This window comes from Enterococcus diestrammenae (assembly GCF_049384045.1).
Taxonomy (GTDB): domain Bacteria; phylum Bacillota; class Bacilli; order Lactobacillales; family Enterococcaceae; genus Enterococcus_C; species Enterococcus_C diestrammenae.
The window spans coordinates 192,524-214,469 of record NZ_JBMRGR010000004.1; the positions used below are offsets into that span (position 1 = coordinate 192,524).

The window sequence follows — 21,946 nt, forward strand, 5'->3', positions numbered from 1 at the left end:
ATCGTAGCCTTGATGAGATGCATCAGACGTAGAGCTGAGAAAAACGCTATGGCAATCGAAGAACTAGTCTCGAAAAAATTTCAAGAAGAGGTTGGACTTAGCAAAGCTTCCCATAAGAGTCACTCTGAGTATCCAACCCACTTGTTTCCTTCAAGTTATGGCTATGAGTCAAATGAGCATGGGAATTTTTATCCTAGTAGCGGGGGCAATAGGAGGATTTAATGGGATAACGTTTTTTTGATAAAGTAGGCTCGAAGCATCAAATCCTCGCCAAATCCCTGATTCCCTGATAAAATCCCACTGAAGACTTAAAAGAGGTGGGTTTTATGAAAAAGCCGAGAGCAAGAGTTGATCGAGAGGTTCTCTCGTTGGGGGACCAAGCAAAGCAAGAGGAAATTCAAGCGGAGTTTCTAAAGATTCGCGATACCGAAGAAGGGCGCTTGAAGGAGCATTTGGAGACCTTCAATGATGGCGTGATTGCGATTATCATCACCATCATGGTGTTGGAGGTGCCATTGCCGACAGCAGCGGATACATCTTATGGCACGTTTTTGCGGTCGATTTTCGTCTTTTTGATTAGCTTTTTTATTGTGGCAAATTTTTGGTATCAGCATCATCGGACTTTTGGCATGATAAAAAAGGCCAGTCGTAGTATTTTATTGACGAATTTTCTTTTTTTAGCGCTGCTGTCGATTATTCCATTGATGACCAAGTGGATTATGCAGGAGCCAGATAGTTTTGCCATTGCCAATTATGGCGTGGTATATTTTGTCGTCAGTATTACGGAGCTGTTGATGTATCGCTTTGCTTTCACCAATTTGTTGGGAAAATCGGATGCAGCTTTTCACTTTTCCAATCGTATGACTCTGATGCGAATTTGGGGGCAGTTGTTGCTAAATGTGTTGCTGATTTTATTAGCTTTGAAATGGCCCAGTGTGACGATGATCTTGTATCTGAGTTTGCCCATCATTAACTTTTTCTTCCCGAATCAACTGAACCTGCGCCGGCAGAAAAAAGTTCGAGTCAGAGCAGCCTTGAAACAGGAAAAGGAAAAACAACAGAAGCTCGAATAATTAGACGAGGTCTTTCCTATCAAGCTAGATAGGAGGACTTTTTTGATTTGAAAAGTTGAGTCTGGCGAAAAAATCAGTTATGTTTAAGGATAGAAGAGAATCGTAAAGAAAGAAGCTAATCAATTGAAAAAAATGAAGCGATGGCACAAAATCATTCTGAGCATCGTGATTGCCTTGATGGTTTTGCTCATTGGTAGCGTAGGATATTTGAAGTTTAGTGCTTATCCTCCCTCACAAGAAGCTGAAACTGCAAGCCAAATGAGTCAGCAAAATTCAGAATACCTTTTGTTTGAAGCACCAAAGGAAAGTGATCTCAACTTGATTTTTTATCCCGGGGCGCTAGTGGAGCTAGCCAGTTATAGTATTTGGGCATCACAAGTGGCTGAGGCTGGGGTGGATGTCTACATTGTAAAAATGCCGTTGAATATGGCATTTTTTGGAGCCAATCGAGCAGCGAAGATTGTTGCTGAAGCACCAGAAGAAACGTATCTTCTAGGAGGGCATTCTCTAGGGGGCGTGGTAGCGAGTCGTTTTGCTGCAAGTCAGGATGGGATTGCCGGCATGATCTATCTGGCCAGTTATCCAGATGAAAAAGGCGATTTAGCGCAAACTGAGTTGCCAGTCTTGTCTCTTAGTGCCAGCCAAGATGGTTTGGTCGAAGCCAAAGATCTTGCCGATACAAAGCAGTATTTGCCGAAAGATGCAACTTTTGAGGTGATCGAAGGGGGCAATCATGCTGGTTTTGGTAGTTATGGTGTGCAGAAAAAAGACGGTGAGGCCACGATTTCAAACGAAGACCAACAAAAGGAAATCAGCAAAAGGATGGTTGCTTGGCTACAAACCGAGAATTTCTTGCCTTAATGGGAATATTTTCACTAAGCATGCTAAAATAGAAAAGTACGTAGGAGGACTGGCCGGCGACTTTGCCGGTGGTCAATAAAAGGAGAACAACATGCGAAATATTAAACTAACACTAGAATACGATGGTCGTCGTTATCTAGGCTGGCAACGGTTGGGAGATTCCGAAAAGACGATCCAAGGGAAACTCGAAGCTGTCCTTAAGCAAATGACTGGTGAAACCATCGAAATCGTCGGCTCTGGTCGTACCGACGCCGGCACTCATGCCCGCGGGCAAGTGGCCAATTTTAAAACTGAGAGCACCATGATTCCTGAAGAGATGGTGGCAGTGATGAACCGGATGTTGCCGGGAGATATCGTGGTGAAAGCTGTCCAAGAGGTGCCAGAACGGTTCCATGCTCGTTACAATGCCAAGAGTAAGCAGTATAGTTATTGGGTATGGAACAGCCCGATTCCCACTGCTTTTGAGCGTCATCATAGTTTTCATGTGACCCAACCTCTTAACTTGGCAAAAATGGAAGCAGCCTGTGAAAAACTGGTAGGAAAACATGATTTTCTCGGCTTTTCTGCTTTAAAGAAATCGAAAAAATCTACCATCCGTACGATCGACTCCATCAAGATTGAAGGCGATCCTGGTACTGGGATGGTCCAATTCACCTTGGTGGGCAATGGGTTTCTCCATAAAATGGTGCGGATTATTGTGGGTACGTTAGTCGCAATCGGCACTGGAGCCATGGAAGACACAGTGATAGACGAAGTTTTTGCCAGTAAAGTCCGGATGGAAGCTGGGGAAACAGCACCGGCCCAAGGATTGTATTTGGATGAAGTGTTTTATCAATAAGTGAAAAAAGGTGTCAGCTGGACTGTGTTGTCTAGTTGGCACCTTTTTCAATCGTTACTTTTCTTTAGCTAAAATCAGCAAACTCCGTTTAGAGATTGTCACTTTACCTTTTTTCGTCTTAAGAACTCGCAATTCCGTGGTCCCCGCTTGCTGGTTGTCAGCAATGACGGACCATTTTGTAGGTAAGTCAGTGGTACTGCGGAGTTTGACGGTTTGTTCAACTTTGCCGCTGTTGACGATAACAGCTAGTTGTGACCATTTCCCAAGGCTAGTAGTATCGCTGATCGTATAAGCAATCAAGTTTTCGGTCTGATCCTTGGCAAAACGATAGGCGCTGGCTGCCTGGGCATCGCTACGGCGCAAGGCAGGAAAGGCTTGGCGAATTTGCCACATACCACGATAAAAGTTAGTTAGATCACTAAAATCCACTAGCTGGGACCAGTCCAGTTGGTTGACTTCGATCGGGGAAACAAAAGAGTTTTCATCTCCAAACTTTGTACGGGCAAATTCTTCCCCGGCTTGGATAAAGATACCACCGAGGCTAGTAAACTGGATGGCTGCCGCGATTTTATTCATCAAGACTAATTTTTCTTTGCGTTTGTACTTCAGTTTTTGGCCTTTTTTGGTGGTGGAACTTACCAGTTTGTCCCACAATGTCAGATTATCGTGGGCGGCGACGTAGCTGATGGTTTGATCTGGACGTTGAGTCCAAGCTATTGGAACGAGGGGGCTTTTTTTGCTACGACGGGTATCGGTATTGGCGAGGATAGCAGCTTCCACGTCAGCGTCGTGGTATTGCCGTTTTTTTTGCTTGCGACCGTTGGCACCTTGGATAAAGCCACCGTCTTTTTCTTCAAAGACAAAGCCCTTCATGCTGTCTCGAAAATCATCGTTGAAAACGGCGATACCCGGGGCTAGCTGTTCTAGATTGGTTTTGTTGGCGGCAAGATTTGGCGCCTTGATTTCGTTGGTGCCGGCATCCCAAGGTTCGCCGTACATCAAGACGTGCTGGAGGCTGTGTTCGTTGAGTGTTTTGCGAATCAGGTTCATGGTGGCGACATCAATCAATCCCATCAAATCAAAGCGAAAGCCGTCCAAATGATATTCTTGGGCCCAATAGAGAACTGACTCCACGAGGTATTTCCGCACCATGGTACGTTCACTGGCGACTTCATTGCCGCAAGCGGAACCGTCTGCAAAGCCCCCCGCTCCATCTTGACGATAAAAATAGTTAGGCTCGGTCAAGTTGAACCAAGATTCTTCCGTGAGAAAGGTATGGTTGTAGACAACATCGAGGATTACTCCCAAACCTGCTTGGTGAAGGGACTGAACCAGCTCTTTGAATTCGCGAATCCGACTGGTAGGATCAGCAGGATCGGTAGCATAGCGCCCTTCAGGAACATTGTAGTTTTTCGGATCGTAGCCCCAGTTGTAAGCTGTTGCTAGCTCATTGTTGGCAAAATCATAAGCCGGTAAAAGATGGATATAATTCACCCCGAGACTCTTCAGATGAGCCAGCCCAGTAGGAATATCCGGCTGATCTGGTAGATGGCTAGCACCTTCAGTGAAAGCGAGGTATTTTCCTTGATGACTTGCTTGGATACCGGCATTTTTGGCACTGCTAAAATCGGCAACATGGACTTCCCAGATGAAGGCATCCGTCAGCTTGCCAGTCAGTTCTTTTGGTGGGCAATCGAGGTGCCAGCCTGAGGGATCAGTGGTTGCCAAATCTATTATGGCTCCACGATCACCGTTTAAGCCCACCGCTTTGGCATAAAGGTCGACGGTTTCGACAGTTTCCTCGCCACGGGTGATCGCGTAGGTGTAAAACAACCCCTGCAGGTCTTCCTTGATAGTCGCAGTCCAGAGGGTTTTGCTAGCGGTCATGGGCATGCTTTTTAGCAGTGTATTTTCTTTCCGGCTACCTGTTTGGTACAAGTTCACCACAACTTTATCGGCAGTCGGGGACCATAGTTTGAAAGTTGAGGCTTGAGGTGTATAAGTAAGGCCCAAATGTTTTGAACGAGTCGTAGGCAGCTTATCCATGGAAATCATCCTTTCAATTGGCGAATAGTCAAGATGGCAGTGTAATTTTGAACGATCTTTGTTAGTTTCAGTATACCGAGGCTAGCAATTTTGGCAAAGGATTGCTTCTGGAAAATGTTGATTTCCTTAGCTGCTATTTTGTATATTCATTCATTTTTTTGCGAAAATTAGCTAAAAATAGAGTATACTAGTTAGTAACATTAACGAAAAAAGGGCCATCTGGTTGCCTTATACTACTTCATTTCATTTGAAGACATTCTCTTCTGATTTCTGCTGTGTGCAGGGGAGCGATGAACTGTATGCGTGTAGGAATCAAAGGGTATACGGCTGAAAAATTAAAACATTAATTATGAGGAGTGGGTTGGATGACAAAAGTAGCAATTGTTGGTTATGGTAATTTGGGTCGAGGGGTAGAACGGGCTCTGGCGGTGAATTCGGATATGGAATTGGTCGGAGTCTTCACCAGACGTGCGCCAGAAACTGTCGCAACAGAAGGGGCTTTGGTATTTGCGATGGCTGATTTGATCCAGCAAAAAGATAAAATTGATGTTTGTATTTTGTGTGGGGGGTCAGCGACGGATTTACCTCAGCAAACGCCAGAATTGACCAGAGATTTCAATACGGTGGACAGTTTTGATACCCATGCCAAGATTCCTGAGCATTTTGCTAAGGTGGACCAAGTGGCAATGGAGAACAAGACTGTTTCCGTAATTTCTACCGGTTGGGATCCAGGTTTGTTTAGCCTCAATCGGCTGTATGCCGAGAGTATTTTACCAACTGGCACTACTTATACTTTTTGGGGTAAAGGGGTGAGTCAGGGCCATTCGGATGCGTTGCGGCGAATCGGTGGTGTGGCGGATGCGACTCAGTACACCATTCCAAATCAAGAAGTAATCGACAAATTAAAAGCTGGTGCTCAGCTAGAGTTGACGACGCGGGATAAGCATTTTCGCGAATGTTTTGTGGTGCTAGAAGAGGGGGCTGATCCGGATGTAATCAAAAATGAGATTGTCACAATGCCAAATTATTTTGCGGATTATGATACCAAAGTGCACTTTATTTCCCAAGAAGAACTCAATCGGGATCACAAGGCAATGCCTCATGGTGGCACGGTGCTCCATGCCGGAGAAACTGCTCCCGGTGTCCATCAAGTGATCGACTACACGTTGAAATTGGATAGCAACCCGGAATTCACCGCCAGCGTTTTGGTAGCCTATGCTCGAGCCTGTGCCCGGTTGGCGAATGAAAAGCAATGCGGTGCTTATACTGTGTTGGATATCCCGCCAAAATATTTGTCGGCAAAAACTGTGGAGCAATTGCGGGTAGAACTTTTATAAATAGCTAATAAAAAAGCCGGGGAATGGATTCAATCTAATTCCTTGGTTTTTTTACGATCAAGTCTTATTCCTTGAACAATCCGACAACTGGCGTTATCATATTATCGTTGGATTTTTGGGATATGGCCAAACTGGTAAGGCGCCTGACTCTGAATCAGGTAAGTGCAGGTTCGAGCCCTGCTATCCCAATCTATAGTTAAATTTAAGAGGGATAAACACCGTTGCGCAAGCATTTTAAAGGTGTTTAGCCCTCTTTTTTTTACCAAACTAAGACAAGTCCCACAATTAATCGTGGGGTTGTCCTGTTTGTTTAATCACGAAAGTATGGTTACCCGTTGTTTCTCACATTTTTTCAATCCAATTTGAGCAGCTCCCAGCGCTCCGGCGTATTGGGAGAGAGGATCAGTGATGACTGGAGCAGCTACGTGTTGGGCGAGCACTTCTGTAAAAGTGCGACTTGCCGAAAGTCCACCGGTGAAAAGTATGGGGGCTCCTTTGGGCGGGCGCAGTTTGCTGTATTGACTGTTGATGCGCTTGGCGATGGCGTGGAGCACGCCGAGTGCGATATCCTCTCGGCGTTGGCCTTTGGCAATCAAACTGATGACTTCTGATTCAGCAAACACGGTACACATGCTGTTGATGGTGACTGGGCTGGCATCAGCGACAAATTCATCAAGGACTTCAATGTCTTCCCCTAGTGTGCGCATCATGACTTCTACAAAACGTCCGGTCCCGGCAGCACAGCGATCGTTCATGCTAAATTCACTAACACCACCTTGTGCATTGAGTAAAATAGTCTTGCTGTCTTGGCCGCCGATATCGATGACTTGCCCGGTGCCTGGTCGTAAATATTCCGCCCCTTTTCCATGACAGGTGATTTCCGTAACGATTAAATCTGCTGGTAAGAGTTTGCGCCCATAGCCTGTGGTGACTAGAAATATATCCTCATCAACTGAAGAGACTTTGGCGTCATCCGTTAATTGTGCAGCACAATCCAAAGCGGCTAATACTTGCACCATGGCTTTTTGGGGGTCTCCAGCAGTGGGAACCAGATGCTTTTTAACCAATTGGCGGTCGTTAAATAACACGCCTTTTGTGGTGGTGGAGCCAGAATCCAAGCCGATGACCTTCATCACACCGTCACCGCCAACATTTCGATAAAGGCAGCTACACGAGTATTGATTTGTTCTACATCAGCAGTGGAGTAATCTGTTTCAAGATACATATAGGGTGTTTGTTTTTCTTCTTGTAAGTAACGTTTTATCTGCAACGATTCCACAGAGAATGGAATACAGTTTTGCAAGACCATATCGATGACACCATCGACTTGATAGTCATCGATCATTTGACTCAACAGCTCTTTTCGGGGCTGATTGTTGGACATGCAAGCGCAACCAATTTGCAAATATTTGTCGGTTAAGGCTTGATAGACATCCGGCTGGGTTTCGTCGACAAGTTTTTCGACAGCTTTGGCGACGGTACAGTTTTCGAAGGCGACGACAATCGCCCCATTTTCTTCGATGGCACGGATGACTTTTTCTGTCACGCCACCGATGGGAGAGCCAGTGACTAAAATTCGAGGCTTATCGTCTAGCCGTAGACCTGCCAAATATTGAGCTTTGACTTTGGCGGTGGTTTCTTCCAGAGTGGTAATGATTTCCTCTTTGTCAAACTTGTATTGCGCCCCGTACATGACTTTGAAGATTTCGCTACCAGCGATAGCGGGAGGATTTAATTGGCCTAAGCGATAGAAATTTTGTTTTGCGATACGTTCCCGATTTTTTAAGTGAATGGCTTGGCGGATGGCATCCTCGGTGACGGTCACATCGAAATAGTCCTCCAGTTTTTCTTTGAAGGCCACCAACTCACTGTACCAAAGTTGTTTGCTAGCGACGGTGTCACGATTGTGGGGAAGTTGCATCAAATACAGATCCTTGAATCCCGCCATGTATTCGTACATTTTTTTCTTGCCATCACAAGTGGTTTCGCCAACTACCAAGTCGGAAAAATAAAAATACGGGCATTTGTCCGTCTTGCCAAAGCCGTAACTGGATTTAATCAAGGGGCAAAGGTTGCGGGGGAGATCTTCTTCCGCATCAGGGATGGTTTCATCAGAAGTGGAGCACAAGCTGATTTGAATCGCTCCAGCGGCTAAGACGAGCTCTTCTGGCATAAAGGTACAGTAGACGCCTACCACCGGCTGTCCGTTTTTCTTCATCTCTTTGACGGCGAGAAATCCTTGTTGGCGCGCTTCACCAAATTCATCGAAAATTTCTGGTAACGTTGTTTTAACTTCCATGTAATCGACCTCTTTGTCTATGATATATTTTGAAAAGATAGCGCTGCCTATCAGCGTATGTAAACGGTAACAATCGAAGTATAATCGTTGCTTTTCAGTTTGACAATCTTTCATGAGAGAAGACAAAGAGAATCGCTAAAAAATATTAATTATTAAAAAATAAAATTTTTGAAACATTAGGGAGTCTTAATGATAACGAGCATTTGTGCTTTCTTCCTAACAAAGAAATGGTACAATAATCAAAACTAGAAATGAGGAAGCAAAATGGCGGATCCAAAAGTATATCATATGACCTTTGCAAGTATCTATCCCTTGTATGTCAACAAAGTGGAGCGAAAAGACCGTACCCAAGCCGAGCTTGATGAAGTGCTTCGTTGGTTGACTGGCTATACTCAGGAGCAGTTGCTGGCACAAATTGCAGCAGCAGTTGATTTGGAACAGTTTTTTGCAGAAGCCCCACAATTGAATCCCAATCGTAGCCTAATCAAAGGAGTCGTCTGTGGCGTACGGGTGGAGAATATTGAGGAGCCTTTGATGCAAGAAATCCGCTATATGGATAAGTTGGTGGATGAATTGGCTAAAGGGAAGGCTTTGGCTAAAATTTTACGAAGCTAAGAAGTAAAAAGCTTGTCTGGCGGTTAACTGGCTAGATAAGCTTTTTTTAATTAAAATATTTTAGACGGTAAAAAAATATTTTAGATTTCCGCTATCTTTTTTTAGGAGAGCGTGTTAGACTCTATTTGAAGAAAGCGCTTAAAAATCGGGAGATACGATGGGAAAACGGGTCTACCTTGTATTTGGGGGAAAGTAATTTGAAATATTTATCTAAACTATTGCTAGTGTTGACTTTGCTTTTGGGAATTTCTGGTTGTAGTGACACTGAAGGAGCCCAAAGGACAGCTAAAACAATTAAACCCAAAACAACGTTGAAAATCGCAGCAGCCTCAAGTCTAGAGTATGCTTTCCAAGAAAAATTAATCCCTATGTACGAAAAAGCTCATCCGACAATTACCGTGGAAGGCACTTATGATAGCTCAGGGAAGCTGCAGACTCAGATTGAGGCAGGCATGGAGGCGGATTTATTTTTTTCGGCAGCTACGAAGCAGATTGATGCCTTAACCGCTGAGGACTTAGTGGACAAGACCACTGTGGAAAATATTTTAGAAAACAAGGTTGTCTTGATTACGCCCAATGATAATCCTGCTCAACTAAAAAGCTTTGGTGATCTCACCAAAGCCACTAGTATTGCTATCGGTGATCCTGAAAGTGTCCCAGCTGGTCAATATGCCCAAGCTATTTTAGAAAAACTCAATCTATGGGGTTCACTAGCCAATCGTTTTAGTCTTGGGACCAATGTGACGGAAGTTCTTCATTGGGTAGCGGCCGGCAGTGCTGAAGCCGGGCTGGTTTATGAAACAGATGCGAAGACCACTGATCAGGTGACGGTCATTGATGAAGCACCGGCAGCTAGTTTGAGCGAACCGATTCTTTATCCAGCGGCAGTGGTGAAAACGAGTCAGCATCCGCAAGCTACCAAGGATTTTCTCGCCTTTTTACAATCGGACAAAGCGGCCGCTATTTTTCGTGAGTATGGGTTTACTCCTTTAGCTTCAACCAAATAATAATTTCGAAAATAGCCCTAGACGAGGTGTATTGCACAACTGGTCTAGGGCTATCTATTTATTGCTTATGCAGTTTCTGGTTTTCTTCGTAGGCTTTGTTACTATGATAAAGGTCTCTTACCGTCCATGCCAGCAAAGCGAGAACCGCAATGATTAGTAAATAGGCAATTAGGTTAGCCATCTGGAGTTGACTAGCTGTGGCCTGGCTACCGAAAAAGCCTCTGATATCATCAGGCAATCCCCGTAAGTTCAAAAAGGTCAATGCAATCACGGAAATCCAGCCGAGTACTTGTAAAATAGGGCGATTGCGGAAGCGGGTTCCCATCATTGCGCTATTGTTGGTCATCATCAGTAGGGGCAGCATCGAAAACGGTAAGGCAAAAGCCAAGAAGACCTGCGAGTTGTTCATCAAGTTGTTTAGCGCTGTGTGTTCTTGCACGGGATCGTCACTTTGGGTAAAGAGGACACAGATCATTACTGGCACTACCGAAATCAAGCGGGTAACTAAGCGTCTTACCCAAAGTGGAATTCGTAAATGAATGAAACCTTCCATGATCACTTGACCGGTTAAGGTACCTGTGATGGTCGAATTCTGGCCAGAAGCTAGCAGTGCTACTGCGAAAAGCGTGGATAAAATTCCAGTTCTGGCAACTTCGACTAAAATCCCATTGCTCATGGTACTTGGATCGGACAATGCTTGAAACAGGCCGAAAAAGGAAGGGTCAGCCACAGTCCCTGATTTGAAGACGGCGACTCCCATGATTAAGAGTAAGGCATTGACAATAAAAGCCATCGATAGTTGAATATTCGAATCCCAAGTGGTGAAACGCACCGCTTGCGCCACTTCTTCTTGGTCGCTGTGATCGACAGCTCGTGTCTGGGAAACCGCCGAATGGAGGTATAAATTGTGAGGCATCACCGTAGCACCAATGATTCCTAAAGAGCCAGCAAGGGGTGTTTGCCCATTGACGACCGTTCCCTCAGAAAAAGTTTTAGTAGTAGGGATAAAACCTTTGATCACTTCACTCCAATCCGGATGAGACAACGCTACTTGATAAACGAAGACAAAGAGAATGACAAAAATCAAGCAGACCACGATGCCTTCGATTTTTCGAAAACCAATCTTAGTCAATAATAAGAGCAACAAGACATCGAAAACCGTAATAAACACGGCGATGACAAGGGGGATATGAAAGAGTAAATACAAGGCAATCGCCGCCCCAATAACCTCTGCAATATCCGTAGCCATAATGGCAAGCTCAGTGATAATCCATAAAATAATCCCTAAGCGTTTGCTAGTCCGAGCCCGGATTGCTTGCGCCAAATCCATCTGTGTGACGATGCCCAGTTTTGCTGCCATGTATTGAAGGAGCATGGCAATCAGACTGGATATCAAGATGACTGACATCAGTAAGTATTGAAAGTTTTGCCCACCGGTGATGGAGGTGGACCAGTTACCGGGATCCATGTAGCCCACTGCTACTAAGGCTCCTGGTCCAGAATAAGCGAATAGCGTTCGCCAAAAGCCCTTGCCTTTGGGAACTTTAACCGTACCATTGATTTCTTCCAAGGATAATCCATTGGTACGCGTAACCAATTTGTTGGACTTCGAGTGATTTTGGTGCATCCAAATTCCTTCTTTCTCCTAATTGGTGTCATTGTACACCCACTTTTCTGAAAATAAAAGAAAAAAGTTAGGTGAACCTAAAAATCATCTTTAAACTTATGAAACAGTCGTTTTTTTCATTCTAGCATAGAAGGAAAGCTTTCTTGAAATGAAAGGATGGGGCTTTTTGGAGTAACGGAGGATTTTTGCGAAAGTTCGGCGGCTGCGTTAAAATAAAGGCAATTCAATTAGTGGAAGGGATAGTCAAATGGAATTGCAAACAATCGTATACGGTACCACGGCTTACAAAGAAACCTTAGCGTTGCGTAATCGTGTGATGCGGCAACCACTGGGGTTAAATATTGCCGATGAAGATTTCTCTAAGGAAAGCCAAGCCTTGATCTTGGGCGCCTATGAAGCTAGTCAATTGTTGGGAGTAGGTGTGATGAGTCAGCAAGAAGACAACTGGCAGGCGGTGGATTATTTGTGTGTCGATCCGGAAATTCAAAGTCGTGGGGTTGGGCGTCAATTACTACAAAAGTTAGAAGAAATGGCCCAAGAAGCAGGTGCTCGAGGTGTTTGGCTGGAAGCACGAGTATCAGCGCAGGCTTTTTATGAAAAATTGGGTTATCGAGCATTTGGTAACATTTATCAAATGGCTCATGCACCGGTTCCCCATATCAAAATGGACAAACGGTTTGAATAAAGCGCCTTGGTTGTGGAATTTGCTTAGCTCCGTTACACTGGAACTAGCCATCACATAGGAAAAGAAAAGGGGCAACTAGCATGAAATTAGCTGAGTGTTTAATCACTAGAAAAGATTTGCAGGTCAAACTACAACAGTTGAAAAATCAAATGCGGGCAAATGTGCGGGTGCAAGAAGGTGATCAACCTTCTGTCGCGCCAGCAGCGATTTTACAAACTTATCAAGAAACTAGTCGAGAACTAGCCGAATTGATTACCCAGATCAATGAAACCAATGCGGTCGTTGTGATTGACAAACTGAAGATGACGTTGACAGCGGCTATTGAAGCTCGAGAAGCGGCACGGCGGGACTTCCAGATGTTGGAAGAAGCCATTAACAGCGCTGAACAACGGCAAGATATGTATTCACGCTCGGAGATCCGCATGGTGGTGACGATTGATTTACCAGAATATCATCGGAAACGGGATCAAATCGCCAAGAAAATCCGGGAATTTGATGTCGCCATCCAAGAGACCAATTGGCAGACAGATCTGCCGGAATAAGTCGTCCAATCATAGTGAGTAGCAGCCTTTAAATTGGGATAACAAAACCAACAATGGAGCCATTTTGAAACTTGACTAGGTGTTGTAACAAGTGATAGCTTCTCATGACAACTTAGACGGATGGCAACGTCGTCATCTTTTATGTTTATTACCAGTTATCAGTTTAAAGCTGTGAGGGTGGGTAGTGGGACTAGTGACCAATCAGGGGTGGGCAAATTGCCCGCTCTTTTTCAATACATACAGCTAGACAGACGAGGAGGATTGAAATGACAGCAAATTATTATCAATTGAATACTGAAAATGGCACAAAACTAGAACTGGCCTTATTTCCTGCTGATCAACCACGGGGGATTTTACAGATTATACACGGGGCTTTGGAATACAAGGAACGCTACTTTCCCTTTGCCCAGTTTATGAATCAGGCGGGGTATGTGGTGGTTTTATCAGACAATCGGGGACACGGGGGCTCAGTCTCTGCTAAAGATCCTCATGGCATCATGATGGACTTTCAGCAATTAGTGGCAGATCAAGTAGCAATCACCGCTTTTATCAAAGGAAAATACCCAGGACTACCTTTGACACTATTTGGGCACTCCTTTGGCTCGATTATTGCTCGTAATTATTTGCAACAACATGATGCTCAGTTGGATCGCTTGATTTTGACAGGAACGGCCAATTACGTACCAGTCGTGCCTTTAGCGGTAAAACTAGGGAGAGGCTTTACCAAAATACGGGGCAATGAGCAAGAAAGTAAAGTTTTAAACTATTTATCAGGCAATTTAGGTGTCGCCCATGATTGGCTATCAAATAATCCTGAAAATAACGCGCGAGCTAAGGAAGATCCTAAAATGGTGAAAGTCTATCCTGTGCGTAGTCTGCTGACCATTTGGGAAGGGGATCATGGACTGAAAGCTTATCACAAGTATCGCTGCGAAAAACCGCAATTACCGATTTTGAATCTGGTAGGAGCAGAAGATACCAAAATTACCGGTGGTTCTAAAGGGATAGCCGATACGATTAAAACACTACGAAAAATAGGTTACCAAAAAGTTGAGAGCCGCGAACTACCAGGGATGAAACACGAAATTTTAAATGAAATTCACCACCAAAAAGCTTATGATTTAATTTTGCTTTTTGCCGATCTGGGAACATTGGGAACCGTTTAAGCAGTAAGGCTAACGAAACTTGGTAAGCCAAAGAAAATATGTTGATGATAAAAAAAGAGAGCTTACTTCTGGAGAATCTTTCAAATTGTAGTACCTGAGGGATTCTCCAAAAGCAAGTCTGACCGATTTTCTTTAATTTCTTGCAAGTTTAGTCTTTTGGAATCCTGAAATGTTCGCAGATCTTCGTTAACAAAAAACCGTGAACTCGCGGAGCATGGAGGCATCGCGAGTTCACGGTTTTTTGATAGATAAAGAACTTAAAAAATAAGCTCCAAAAAGCCTAAAGTATCAGGAATTAAGTGGCCTATCATGCCGATATTTTGATGCCCGAAAAAGGTGAAATATAGCGACCTAGGAATTGGGTTGACGGTCTAGCTACTGTCAATCCAATTCTACTACGCTAAATCTCACCTTTTTCACGGTACATCTGCCACCCTACAAGAAAAAAATTTGCTGGATTTACGAAGCAAAGGGAATAAAGCGCTTATCGATAAAACAGGGCGGACTTGTTGGAGGAGAATCTCTTGGGTTGTAGTGTTAAGGATGTACGAGGAATTACTTGTTGTTGTCCAACGATTTTGTTGGACTTACAACAAGTTTGACTTCGACAAGGTAAATGACAACGGGTCTTTAGTTGGCATTTACCGGTCCCACTACAACCCGAGGGATTCTCAGGAAACGAGTCTGCCCTGTTTTCTTTTTTTGCGAGGGGGTTATTCTAATTTTGCTAAAGCTTTAGCTGGAATGGCTTCTTTTTGGACTTCTTCCCACTGAGTTACTTCTTGTTTCTTAGTGTTATAGGAAACTCTTAGGTAGGCTGATTTTCTAAGGGGACGGTCACGGTTAGCATTAAAATCTAACGCGCGTTCTTTACCATTTTCATCATAGCCTGTAAGCTGGTAGCGATAGTCCGTAAAGCTTTGGCCATTGTCTGCTTTGTAAGTAAATTTTTCGCCATCTGTGGTGATCTGTACGTAATAAGGGTCACCTTTCATAAGGTTGACCTCCGCAAATTTATAAAAACCAATCGCCACAAAGGCTGCTACTAACAATCCGATGCCAAATTTTAGTTTCATTAGGATCCTTCTTTCCATTTAAGTATTTTGATTATAGCTCTTTTTTATTTTTGACAACATCGAAATAGCGATCATTGAGCTAACATTTCTGTCATAAAAAGCGATGGTAAATCACCGCTTTGCAACCAGTTCGTTTAATCTCATTTCAAAATAAAAAAACCGAAAGCGGGGGACTTTCGGCTTGAGGGGGGAGTGTATCTATAGGGTGTTGCGGAAGTTTTCAATTCAAACAACGACTAAAGTAAGAAGGTATTGTTATTGAAACTATCAGATGGGTTCCAACTGGACTGCAAAACGGTAAAAGGGGAAGGGGGAAACCATTTTGCAAAAATCTCTGTTAGAACAGTCCAAATGCTTAACGGGGGTTCCTATGGATACTGCTCGTTTGTTTACAAGATTAGGATACAACGTTTTGGCACCGATAACAATTTTTTAGTGTTTATTTGAATAAAATATCAAGCAAAAAGTGACGCGAATTAGCTTAAAAAGACCGTCAAATCAAGGGTTTAACTAAAAGACTTCATTTATTTCCTAAAAAAGAAAAAAGTGGTCAAGTGTTATCTTTGTTGGCCAAACAAAAAGAGCAGTACCGACTTTCTCGGTACCGCTCCATGAGTTATGTGATTATTTCACAGATCCGGAAGTAATGCCCTCCACGTAGTATTTTTGCATATAGATAAACAATAAGGTGATTGGAATGGCAATCAGGACACAGCCTGCGGTAAAGGTCATAAACAAGGCATTAGCAGTGGTGCGGGTCATCATCGTATATAATCCGATAGCCACCGTGTAGTTTTGGATCTTGTCTCCCATGATGATGCGGGCAAAGATAAAGTCCATCCAAGGAGCCATAAAAGCCATCAAGGCAGTATAGACAATGATCGGTTTGGATAGCGGTAAGGTAATTTTGGTAAAAATCTGCCACTTATTGGCGCCATCGATCATGGCTGACTCATCAAGGGCCATTGGAATTGTATCAAAAAATCCTTTGGCGATATAAAAACCAAGAGCTGCCCCTGCCGAGTAGACGAGAATCAAAGCAAAGAGACTTTGGGTCAGGTTTAAAGCTTTCAAGATGTAGTAAACAGCGATCATGCTCATAAAGCCAGGGAACATGTTTAACACCAAAGCGACTTTTAAAAATGGTTTCCGTAACTTAAAGCGTAGGCGGCTCAAAGCATAGGCCATGGCGATGGTGATAAAAGTGGATAACAGACAACTGATGACGGCAACAAACAAAGTGTTTAAAAACCAGCGAACAAAAGGATAGTTGCCAGAAGCGTCCGTCAATAAGTTAATGTAGTTGCTTAAGGTAAACTCTTTGGGAATAATATACGGAACGAAGGCCCCACCTTCATTACGGAAACTAGTGAGGACAATCCAAAAGATAGGGAACATCCAAACCACGGCCATGATGATTAAAATAGCATAAATCAAGGTGCGGGTCATCTTTTGGCGGTTGTGATAGTTTTTCTTTTTTGTTTGTACGGCCATTTTTTACGCCTCCTTGAATGAATTGGTCCGTGTGTACATGATTAGACTGAAGACTGCGGAGAGGATAAAGATCAAAATCCCGATAACCGAGGCTAAGTTGTAGTCCATGGTATTGACAGTCAAATTGTACAGCCAGGTAACTAACAGATCAGTGGAACCGGCACCGTAAAAGTCAGAGTTGGTAGGGCCCCCACCGGTTAACAAGAAGATAACGTTGAAGTTATTGATGTTACCGATAAACTGTTGAATCAAAGCTGGCGTCATGACAAATAAAATTTGTGGGAAGGTGATGTTACGGAAAATTTGGAATTTATTGGCACCATCGATTTCCGCGGCTTCGATTTGATCGCGATCCAAATTTTGAATAATCCCAGTGGAAACCAGCATGGTGACAGGAATCCCAATCCACATATTGACGATAATGACGGTAATTTTGGCCCACATAGGATCGGTTAGAAATGGGATGGCGCTGTCAATCCAACCTAAATTCATCAAAATAGAGTTGATGGGTCCCGCGCCATTAAGCAAGTTGCGCATGATTAATAAGGAAACAAATTGGGGGACTGCCATGGTGATGACGAAGATTGTCCGCCAGAATTTCTTGTATTTGATGCCTTTGGATTGGATTAAGAGTGCTAAGATGACCCCGAAAAAGAAATTAGTGACGGTGGCCAAGACAGCCCAAATCAATGTCCAACCCAATACCGGGAAGAAGGTGCTAGCCATATCCCCTGTGATGACATTGCTGAAGTTTTCAAAGCCGACCCAGGTAAAGAGGCTCTTGGGCGGCAAGTGTTTGTGATCGTAGTTGGTAAAGGCGATGGAAATCATGTAGAGTAACGGCAATACTGTGAAAAACAGTACCCCCAACAAAGGGATGGTCATCAACGTAGCATGGAAGCGTTCATTCACCAAGCTTACCAAGTCATCTTTAGTCGAAGGAATCTTTTTGCCGGCTTGCTTTAGTTCGTAGATATTGCGTGCGCTACGTAAATTGATAATATACATAATGATCAAAAGGATACAAATCAAGATGGCCGCGATCCCAAAAAGTAAAATCAACATGGAGTTGTCGCCTTTTTGCAAGATATCGATACCGAGGTCTTCATTGTAGACTAGGCCTTGTTCTTTGGTTCCTAGCGTCTGTAACATGGCTAAAGTATGGAAACCGGCATAAAAGAGCCAGCCGATGATGCCGACTTGTGTTGCTAAGAAGATCAGACCCTTTAAGATTTGTTTGTTAGCCAAATTGGCCGCGCCCATCACGAGAAAAGATAATTTCGTAGGCAGATCGCCTTTTTTAAATAATTCGCGATAAGTGATGGGTTTCGGACCATTCTTTTTTTTGAACATGGATTTTCACCTTACTTTCTGGGTGTTAGGCGCCGAAGTCTCCGGTTGGCGGAGTCTTTAGCAATTTTAAAAGAGAAATGTCAGACCTCAGTCCAATTGGTGAGGTGAAGTGACGTTTTTTTCATTCTTCAAGGTGAAGCTTTTAGTAGCCAAAAATATCGAGGCTAGAAAATTAGCTAAAAGGAAAAGACCCCGTTGACGGGAGTAAGTAATCACGAGGTCTTCCCAGGTTATCCGTTGCATCTGTCAGAGATAAGCCATCAAGCGTAGGGGCTTGCCTTGAGAAAGCAAGGAATTATTCTTTTACTTCTTTAGAGGTATCCGCCACAAATTTGTCCAGTTTTGCTTGGAAGTCAGATTCAGGAATATTGCCTTTGTAGGCATCATTGATTAAGGCATCCATTGGTGGCCAGAAGGAAACCATTTCAGGTAATTTTGGCATGACAACAGTGTGTTCAGGGTCGGTCATTTCCATTACTGCTTTGGCCACAGCATCGTCAGTGACTTTGCTATCGGCTTGTGCTTCCTTATTAGAAGGGATCACGCCGTTTGTTTCAAATTCAATCATTTGGGCCTCTTTGTTAGTGATGTATTCAGCTAAAGCCATGGCTGCTAATGGTGCTTCGGTTTGTTGGTTAACACCGTACAATTTAACACCCATAAAGGCCATCATTTGTTTTGCACCACTACCGAAGTCAATAGTCGGATAGGCTGCCACGGCCATATTGTCTCCCAGTGCTTTTTCAACATCATTTTTAGACCAAGGACCGCTTAGGAAGGCATCCGTTTTACCAGATTGCAAGTTACTTAAAGCAGAATCAGCGGATTGGACAACGCCTGGATTGTCTTTTTGAGCAGCAATCCATTTCATGACTTCAATCCCTTGTTCATTGTTGAAGTTGGTACCTTGCAAATCTTCCCCGTTTTCACCGTAAAGGAGATCACCATTACTCATAAATAATGGACCGAAGATATAGTTGGCACCGGCCTCACCGAAGTTCGTACCAATTTTGCCTTTTTCAGTCAAGGTTTCCCAAGTTTTGACATCATCTGCTGAAAGTTTGGCTTTGTTATAATAGAGGACTTGTGATTCCACACCATATGGGTAGCCATAAATCTTATCCTTCCAAGTCACCCCGTTGACGGAAGCTTCAGTGTTGTTTTCTTTGATGGTTTCGGCTTGTTTTTTACCTACTGGATATAAGAGTCCAGCTTCGGCCATTTGACCTACTTGATCATGAGGCATCATAAAGACATCGGCAGCTTTTTCTGGGTCCTTGGAAACATCAGCTTTGGCATCTGCGGATGAACCGGCGGTAACTTTGACTTTGACATCAGGATTTTCGGCGACAAAATCATCCACGATTCCTTGGATGGCTTTGACGTGGTCAGTGTCGACCCACAGTTTCAAGTCCCCTGCGATTTTGGTTGCGTCACCTGAGCCGGAAGTAGCTGGTTTGCCACTGCTAGCGGTATCGTCGCCGCTCCCGCCACAAGCTGCAAGTGTGATTGCGGATAAGCCTAAGACTGCGCCGCTCATCAATAATTTTTTCCAGTTTGCTTTCATTTCTTTTTCCCTCCATAGTTGTGCCTAATTGGTAAAGATGATGTCGCTTACAAATACATTATGCAACCGATTGCGGAAATAGTCAAGGGTTTTCCTCTAAAAATGAAGAACTATTTTACTGTTTTTATTTTATTGAGGACAAATAAGGCGGTATTTCTTATTAAGTAGTGACTTTTTTAAGGGCATATCCTTTCTACTAAATAGCAGAAAAATAAGTGAGCAATCTTATGAATCAAACAAGCTCTTGTCTAGTAGGTGGGCCAGCTTTTCCTATCCTTAAAGGGAATTGCAATCATTTTTGCCACAAGAATAAAATGTTGTGCAATCGTTTGCTTAAAATTCTTGAAATAGCTTGCAGCATATGCCATAATGAGGGCGTAGAAATTGTAAAGGAAACGAACTGGTCCAGTGGTGTAGTGTGGGCCTAAAGTTCGAGAAAGGTGAAGAATATGAACACAGCAGCGATTTATCATCGTCCCGATAGTGAATTTGCTTATCTGTACACGAAAGAGACCATGCATTTGCGCTTACGCACCGCCAGAGGAGATTTAAAAGGTGTCAGTTTGCTCTTTGGCGATCCTTATTTGATTCATCAAGTAGATGGCTTTGAAACACCGGTGGCAATGACTCGGTATTTGACCACTAATCTGTATGATTACTGGGTTTGCGAAGTAAGCGCTAAATTTAAACGCCTATCCTATGGTTTTCTTTTGCAGGGCTACGATGGAACTGAGGTCTTTTATGGCGATCATGGTGTTTTTCCCTTTGCGCAAGAGTTCCTCGAAATGCCCAATAATTATTTCCGCATGCCTTATTTTCATGAAGTCGATCGCTTTAAAGCACCGGAATGGGTTAAAGGGACGGTTTGGTATCAAATCTTTCCTGAACGCTTTGCTAATGGTGATCCTACCAATGATCCAGAAGGGACCCTGCCGTGGGGTTCTAAAGCGCCGGATCGTCAAGATTTTTTCGGTGGCGATTTGCAAGGGGTGCTGGATCATTTAGATCATTTCGTTGAGTTGGGGATCAATGGGTTGTATTTTTGTCCAATTTTTGAAGCTTATTCAAACCACAAATACGATACCATTGATTATCTGAAGGTCGATCCGGCTTTTGGGGATGCGGCCTTATTGAAACAACTGATTGACGAATGTCATAAACGCGGCATCAAAGTCATGCTAGATGCAGTCTTTAATCATATGGGGGATGTTTCACCTCAATGGCAAGATGTCGTAAAAAACGGGGCGGATTCGCAATATGCCGATTGGTTCCATGTCAATCAATTTCCAGCTACTTACACGCCAGGAAACGACTTTGAGGACGCCAAAGACTTAACCTACGATGTCTTTGCGTTTACCCCTCATATGCCAAAGCTCAACACCGCCAACCCCGAGGTACAAGACTACCTCTTAAAGATTGCTAAATATTGGATTGAAGAATTTGATATTGATGCTTGGCGTTTAGATGTAGCCAATGAAGTGGACCATCATTTTTGGAAAAAATTCCGGCAAGTTTGTGATGAAACCAAAGATGACTTCTATATTTTGGGGGAAATCTGGCATTCTTCTCAGTCTTGGCTACAAGGGGACGAATTCCATGCAGTGATGAACTACGCCTATACCGATGCCATCATGGAATTTTTTGTCAAAGGCCAGATTCCTATGGACAAGATGGTGTCAGAAATTAATAGCCAGTTGATGTTGTATCGCAATCAAACCAATCAAATTCAGTTTAATGTACTGGATTCCCACGATACCCCACGCCTGTTGACACTGGCGCAAGGGGACAAGGATTTGATGAAGCAAGTAGTGGCCTTCACTTACCTACAGCCGGGGGTTCCATGTATTTATTATGGGGATGAATATTCCATGACCGGCGAGATGGATCCAGATTGTCGCAAATGCATGGTATGGGAACCAGAAGAACAAGACCAGGACATGTTTGCCTTCTTCAAAGAGATGGTTCAGTTGCGAAAAGACTGGCAGCCGCTTTTGTCAGAGGGGGACTTGCTCTGGGATGAGGTATCGGAAACAGATGGGATCATCCGCTTGACCCGCAAAACATCGACGGGGACACTCACTGGTATTTTTAATGCGGGAACTGTGACCTATGATTTAACGGTGGCACCTGACCAAATCTTGGTAGGAAATCTCCTTTCTCTGGAAGGAAAAGCAGGCCAGTTGTCGCCGAAAGGTTTTGTGTTACTAGGATAATTGCTGATAACCGCTGCGGACCAAAAGGCACCCAGCGGTTTTTTGAAAGAGAGAAGCTTCAGCGTATTTTGAGAGACTAACTATTATAAGTCAAGTGATAACTAGTTGAATTGGCAAAAAGAATAATAACAAATTCTAAGAGAATGG

18 protein-coding genes and 1 tRNA gene are annotated in these 21,946 nt (G+C 43.6%); 11 read left to right on the top strand and 8 right to left on the bottom strand.

Features of this window, described 5'->3' with window-relative positions; all coding sequences use genetic code 11:
* Positions 1–326: 326 nt before the first annotated feature.
* From ACO03U_RS04785 to truA, 3 genes are all read left to right on the top strand, one after another.
* Positions 327–1,073, top strand: a complete 747-nt coding sequence (locus ACO03U_RS04785) for a TMEM175 family protein (RefSeq protein ID WP_161870332.1) — start codon at positions 327–329, stop codon at positions 1,071–1,073.
* A gap of 132 nt (positions 1,074–1,205) precedes the next feature.
* Positions 1,206–1,934, top strand: coding sequence for an alpha/beta family hydrolase (locus ACO03U_RS04790; protein ID WP_204686073.1), 729 nt, complete (start codon positions 1,206–1,208; stop codon positions 1,932–1,934).
* Positions 1,935–2,025: 91 nt separating this feature from the next.
* Positions 2,026–2,772 (top strand): tRNA pseudouridine(38-40) synthase TruA, encoded by a 747-nt coding sequence (gene truA / locus ACO03U_RS04795; RefSeq protein WP_204686000.1) that lies wholly within the window; start codon positions 2,026–2,028, stop codon positions 2,770–2,772.
* A gap of 54 nt (positions 2,773–2,826) precedes the next feature.
* Here the strand turns inward: truA and pulA are convergent, their stop codons facing one another.
* Positions 2,827–4,818, bottom strand: coding sequence for a type I pullulanase (gene pulA / locus ACO03U_RS04800; protein ID WP_204686010.1), 1,992 nt, complete (start codon positions 4,816–4,818; stop codon positions 2,827–2,829).
* A gap of 365 nt (positions 4,819–5,183) precedes the next feature.
* Here pulA and ACO03U_RS04805 point away from each other — a divergent pair, with 365 nt between their 5' ends.
* Positions 5,184–6,155: a diaminopimelate dehydrogenase gene (locus ACO03U_RS04805; protein WP_204686012.1), complete on the top strand. Its 972-nt coding sequence runs from the start codon at positions 5,184–5,186 to the stop codon at positions 6,153–6,155.
* Between the two features lie 116 nt (positions 6,156–6,271).
* A tRNA-Gln gene (locus ACO03U_RS04810) sits at positions 6,272–6,344 on the top strand.
* A 125-nt stretch (positions 6,345–6,469) separates the two neighbouring features.
* On the opposite strand, the gene ACO03U_RS04815 is transcribed toward ACO03U_RS04810, so the two are convergent.
* Both ACO03U_RS04815 and ACO03U_RS04820 read right to left on the bottom strand, forming a co-directional pair.
* Positions 6,470–7,288 (bottom strand): acyl-CoA dehydratase activase, encoded by an 819-nt coding sequence (locus ACO03U_RS04815; protein WP_204686075.1) that lies wholly within the window; start codon positions 7,286–7,288, stop codon positions 6,470–6,472.
* On the bottom strand, positions 7,288–8,454 hold the full coding sequence (locus tag ACO03U_RS04820) for a double-cubane-cluster-containing anaerobic reductase (RefSeq protein ID WP_204686015.1): 1,167 nt from the start codon (positions 8,452–8,454) through the stop codon (positions 7,288–7,290). The genes ACO03U_RS04815 and ACO03U_RS04820 overlap by 1 nt, the downstream gene beginning before the upstream one ends.
* A 264-nt stretch (positions 8,455–8,718) precedes the next feature.
* Between ACO03U_RS04820 and ACO03U_RS04825 the strand changes: the two genes are divergently transcribed.
* Together ACO03U_RS04825 and modA are read left to right on the top strand one after the other, a co-directional pair.
* On the top strand, positions 8,719–9,069 hold the full coding sequence (locus ACO03U_RS04825; protein ID WP_204686018.1) for a DUF2200 domain-containing protein: 351 nt from the start codon (positions 8,719–8,721) through the stop codon (positions 9,067–9,069).
* Positions 9,070–9,266: 197 nt separating this feature from the next.
* Positions 9,267–10,076, top strand: coding sequence for a molybdate ABC transporter substrate-binding protein (gene modA / locus ACO03U_RS04830; RefSeq protein ID WP_204686021.1), 810 nt, complete (start codon positions 9,267–9,269; stop codon positions 10,074–10,076).
* A 58-nt stretch (positions 10,077–10,134) separates the two neighbouring features.
* On the opposite strand, the gene ACO03U_RS04835 is transcribed toward modA, so the two are convergent.
* Complete coding sequence (locus tag ACO03U_RS04835) at positions 10,135–11,703, bottom strand: Nramp family divalent metal transporter (protein WP_161870325.1); 1,569 nt, start codon at positions 11,701–11,703, stop codon at positions 10,135–10,137.
* Positions 11,704–11,950: 247 nt separating this feature from the next.
* Here ACO03U_RS04835 and ACO03U_RS04840 point away from each other — a divergent pair, with 247 nt between their 5' ends.
* The 3 genes from ACO03U_RS04840 (at position 11,951) to ACO03U_RS04850 (ending at position 14,096) form a co-directional block, all read left to right on the top strand.
* On the top strand, positions 11,951–12,388 hold the full coding sequence (locus tag ACO03U_RS04840) for a GNAT family N-acetyltransferase (RefSeq protein WP_204686024.1): 438 nt from the start codon (positions 11,951–11,953) through the stop codon (positions 12,386–12,388).
* Between the two features lie 80 nt (positions 12,389–12,468).
* A complete protein-coding gene (locus tag ACO03U_RS04845) occupies positions 12,469–12,930 on the top strand; it encodes a DIP1984 family protein (RefSeq protein WP_204686027.1) in 462 nt (153 codons plus the stop codon).
* A gap of 266 nt (positions 12,931–13,196) precedes the next feature.
* Positions 13,197–14,096 (top strand): alpha/beta fold hydrolase, encoded by a 900-nt coding sequence (locus tag ACO03U_RS04850; RefSeq protein WP_204686029.1) that lies wholly within the window; start codon positions 13,197–13,199, stop codon positions 14,094–14,096.
* Positions 14,097–14,809: 713 nt separating this feature from the next.
* On the opposite strand, the gene ACO03U_RS04855 is transcribed toward ACO03U_RS04850, so the two are convergent.
* The 4 genes from ACO03U_RS04855 to ACO03U_RS04870 form a co-directional block, all read right to left on the bottom strand.
* On the bottom strand, positions 14,810–15,172 hold the full coding sequence (locus ACO03U_RS04855) for a YxeA family protein (RefSeq protein WP_204686032.1): 363 nt from the start codon (positions 15,170–15,172) through the stop codon (positions 14,810–14,812).
* A gap of 624 nt (positions 15,173–15,796) precedes the next feature.
* On the bottom strand, positions 15,797–16,621 hold the full coding sequence (locus ACO03U_RS04860; RefSeq protein ID WP_416336755.1) for a sugar ABC transporter permease: 825 nt from the start codon (positions 16,619–16,621) through the stop codon (positions 15,797–15,799).
* Between the two features lie 48 nt (positions 16,622–16,669).
* The gene (locus ACO03U_RS04865; RefSeq protein WP_204686033.1) at positions 16,670–18,019 is read right to left on the bottom strand and encodes a carbohydrate ABC transporter permease; all 1,350 of its coding nucleotides are present in this window, start codon (positions 18,017–18,019) and stop codon (positions 16,670–16,672) included.
* Positions 18,020–18,314: 295 nt separating this feature from the next.
* On the bottom strand, positions 18,315–19,586 hold the full coding sequence (locus ACO03U_RS04870; RefSeq protein WP_161870317.1) for an extracellular solute-binding protein: 1,272 nt from the start codon (positions 19,584–19,586) through the stop codon (positions 18,315–18,317).
* Positions 19,587–20,035: 449 nt separating this feature from the next.
* On the opposite strand from ACO03U_RS04870, the gene ACO03U_RS04875 reads away from it, so the two are divergent.
* The gene (locus ACO03U_RS04875; protein WP_204686034.1) at positions 20,036–21,799 is read left to right on the top strand and encodes a glycoside hydrolase family 13 protein; all 1,764 of its coding nucleotides are present in this window, start codon (positions 20,036–20,038) and stop codon (positions 21,797–21,799) included.
* Positions 21,800–21,946 lie beyond the last annotated feature (147 nt).

What these genes read in the sequence shown, in the direction of transcription:
- ACO03U_RS04875 (WP_204686034.1), top strand. Translation starts at nt 20,036, where the DNA reads ATGAACACAGCAGCGATTTATCATCGTCCCGATAGTGAATTTGCTTAT.
- truA (WP_204686000.1), top strand. Translation starts at nt 2,026, where the DNA reads ATGCGAAATATTAAACTAACACTAGAATACGATGGTCGTCGTTATCTA.
- ACO03U_RS04860 (WP_416336755.1), bottom strand. Translation starts at nt 16,621, where the DNA reads ATGACCCGCACCTTGATTTATGCTATTTTAATCATCATGGCCGTGGTT.
- ACO03U_RS04820 (WP_204686015.1), bottom strand. Translation starts at nt 8,454, where the DNA reads ATGGAAGTTAAAACAACGTTACCAGAAATTTTCGATGAATTTGGTGAA.
- ACO03U_RS04850 (WP_204686029.1), top strand. Translation starts at nt 13,197, where the DNA reads ATGACAGCAAATTATTATCAATTGAATACTGAAAATGGCACAAAACTA.
- ACO03U_RS04825 (WP_204686018.1), top strand. Translation starts at nt 8,719, where the DNA reads ATGGCGGATCCAAAAGTATATCATATGACCTTTGCAAGTATCTATCCC.
- ACO03U_RS04815 (WP_204686075.1), bottom strand. Translation starts at nt 7,288, where the DNA reads ATGAAGGTCATCGGCTTGGATTCTGGCTCCACCACCACAAAAGGCGTG.
- ACO03U_RS04845 (WP_204686027.1), top strand. Translation starts at nt 12,469, where the DNA reads ATGAAATTAGCTGAGTGTTTAATCACTAGAAAAGATTTGCAGGTCAAA.
- ACO03U_RS04865 (WP_204686033.1), bottom strand. Translation starts at nt 18,019, where the DNA reads ATGTTCAAAAAAAAGAATGGTCCGAAACCCATCACTTATCGCGAATTA.
- ACO03U_RS04805 (WP_204686012.1), top strand. Translation starts at nt 5,184, where the DNA reads ATGACAAAAGTAGCAATTGTTGGTTATGGTAATTTGGGTCGAGGGGTA.
- ACO03U_RS04870 (WP_161870317.1), bottom strand. Translation starts at nt 19,586, where the DNA reads ATGAAAGCAAACTGGAAAAAATTATTGATGAGCGGCGCAGTCTTAGGC.
- ACO03U_RS04840 (WP_204686024.1), top strand. Translation starts at nt 11,951, where the DNA reads ATGGAATTGCAAACAATCGTATACGGTACCACGGCTTACAAAGAAACC.
- pulA (WP_204686010.1), bottom strand. Translation starts at nt 4,818, where the DNA reads ATGGATAAGCTGCCTACGACTCGTTCAAAACATTTGGGCCTTACTTAT.
- ACO03U_RS04855 (WP_204686032.1), bottom strand. Translation starts at nt 15,172, where the DNA reads ATGAAACTAAAATTTGGCATCGGATTGTTAGTAGCAGCCTTTGTGGCG.
- ACO03U_RS04790 (WP_204686073.1), top strand. Translation starts at nt 1,206, where the DNA reads ATGAAGCGATGGCACAAAATCATTCTGAGCATCGTGATTGCCTTGATG.
- ACO03U_RS04785 (WP_161870332.1), top strand. Translation starts at nt 327, where the DNA reads ATGAAAAAGCCGAGAGCAAGAGTTGATCGAGAGGTTCTCTCGTTGGGG.
- ACO03U_RS04835 (WP_161870325.1), bottom strand. Translation starts at nt 11,703, where the DNA reads ATGCACCAAAATCACTCGAAGTCCAACAAATTGGTTACGCGTACCAAT.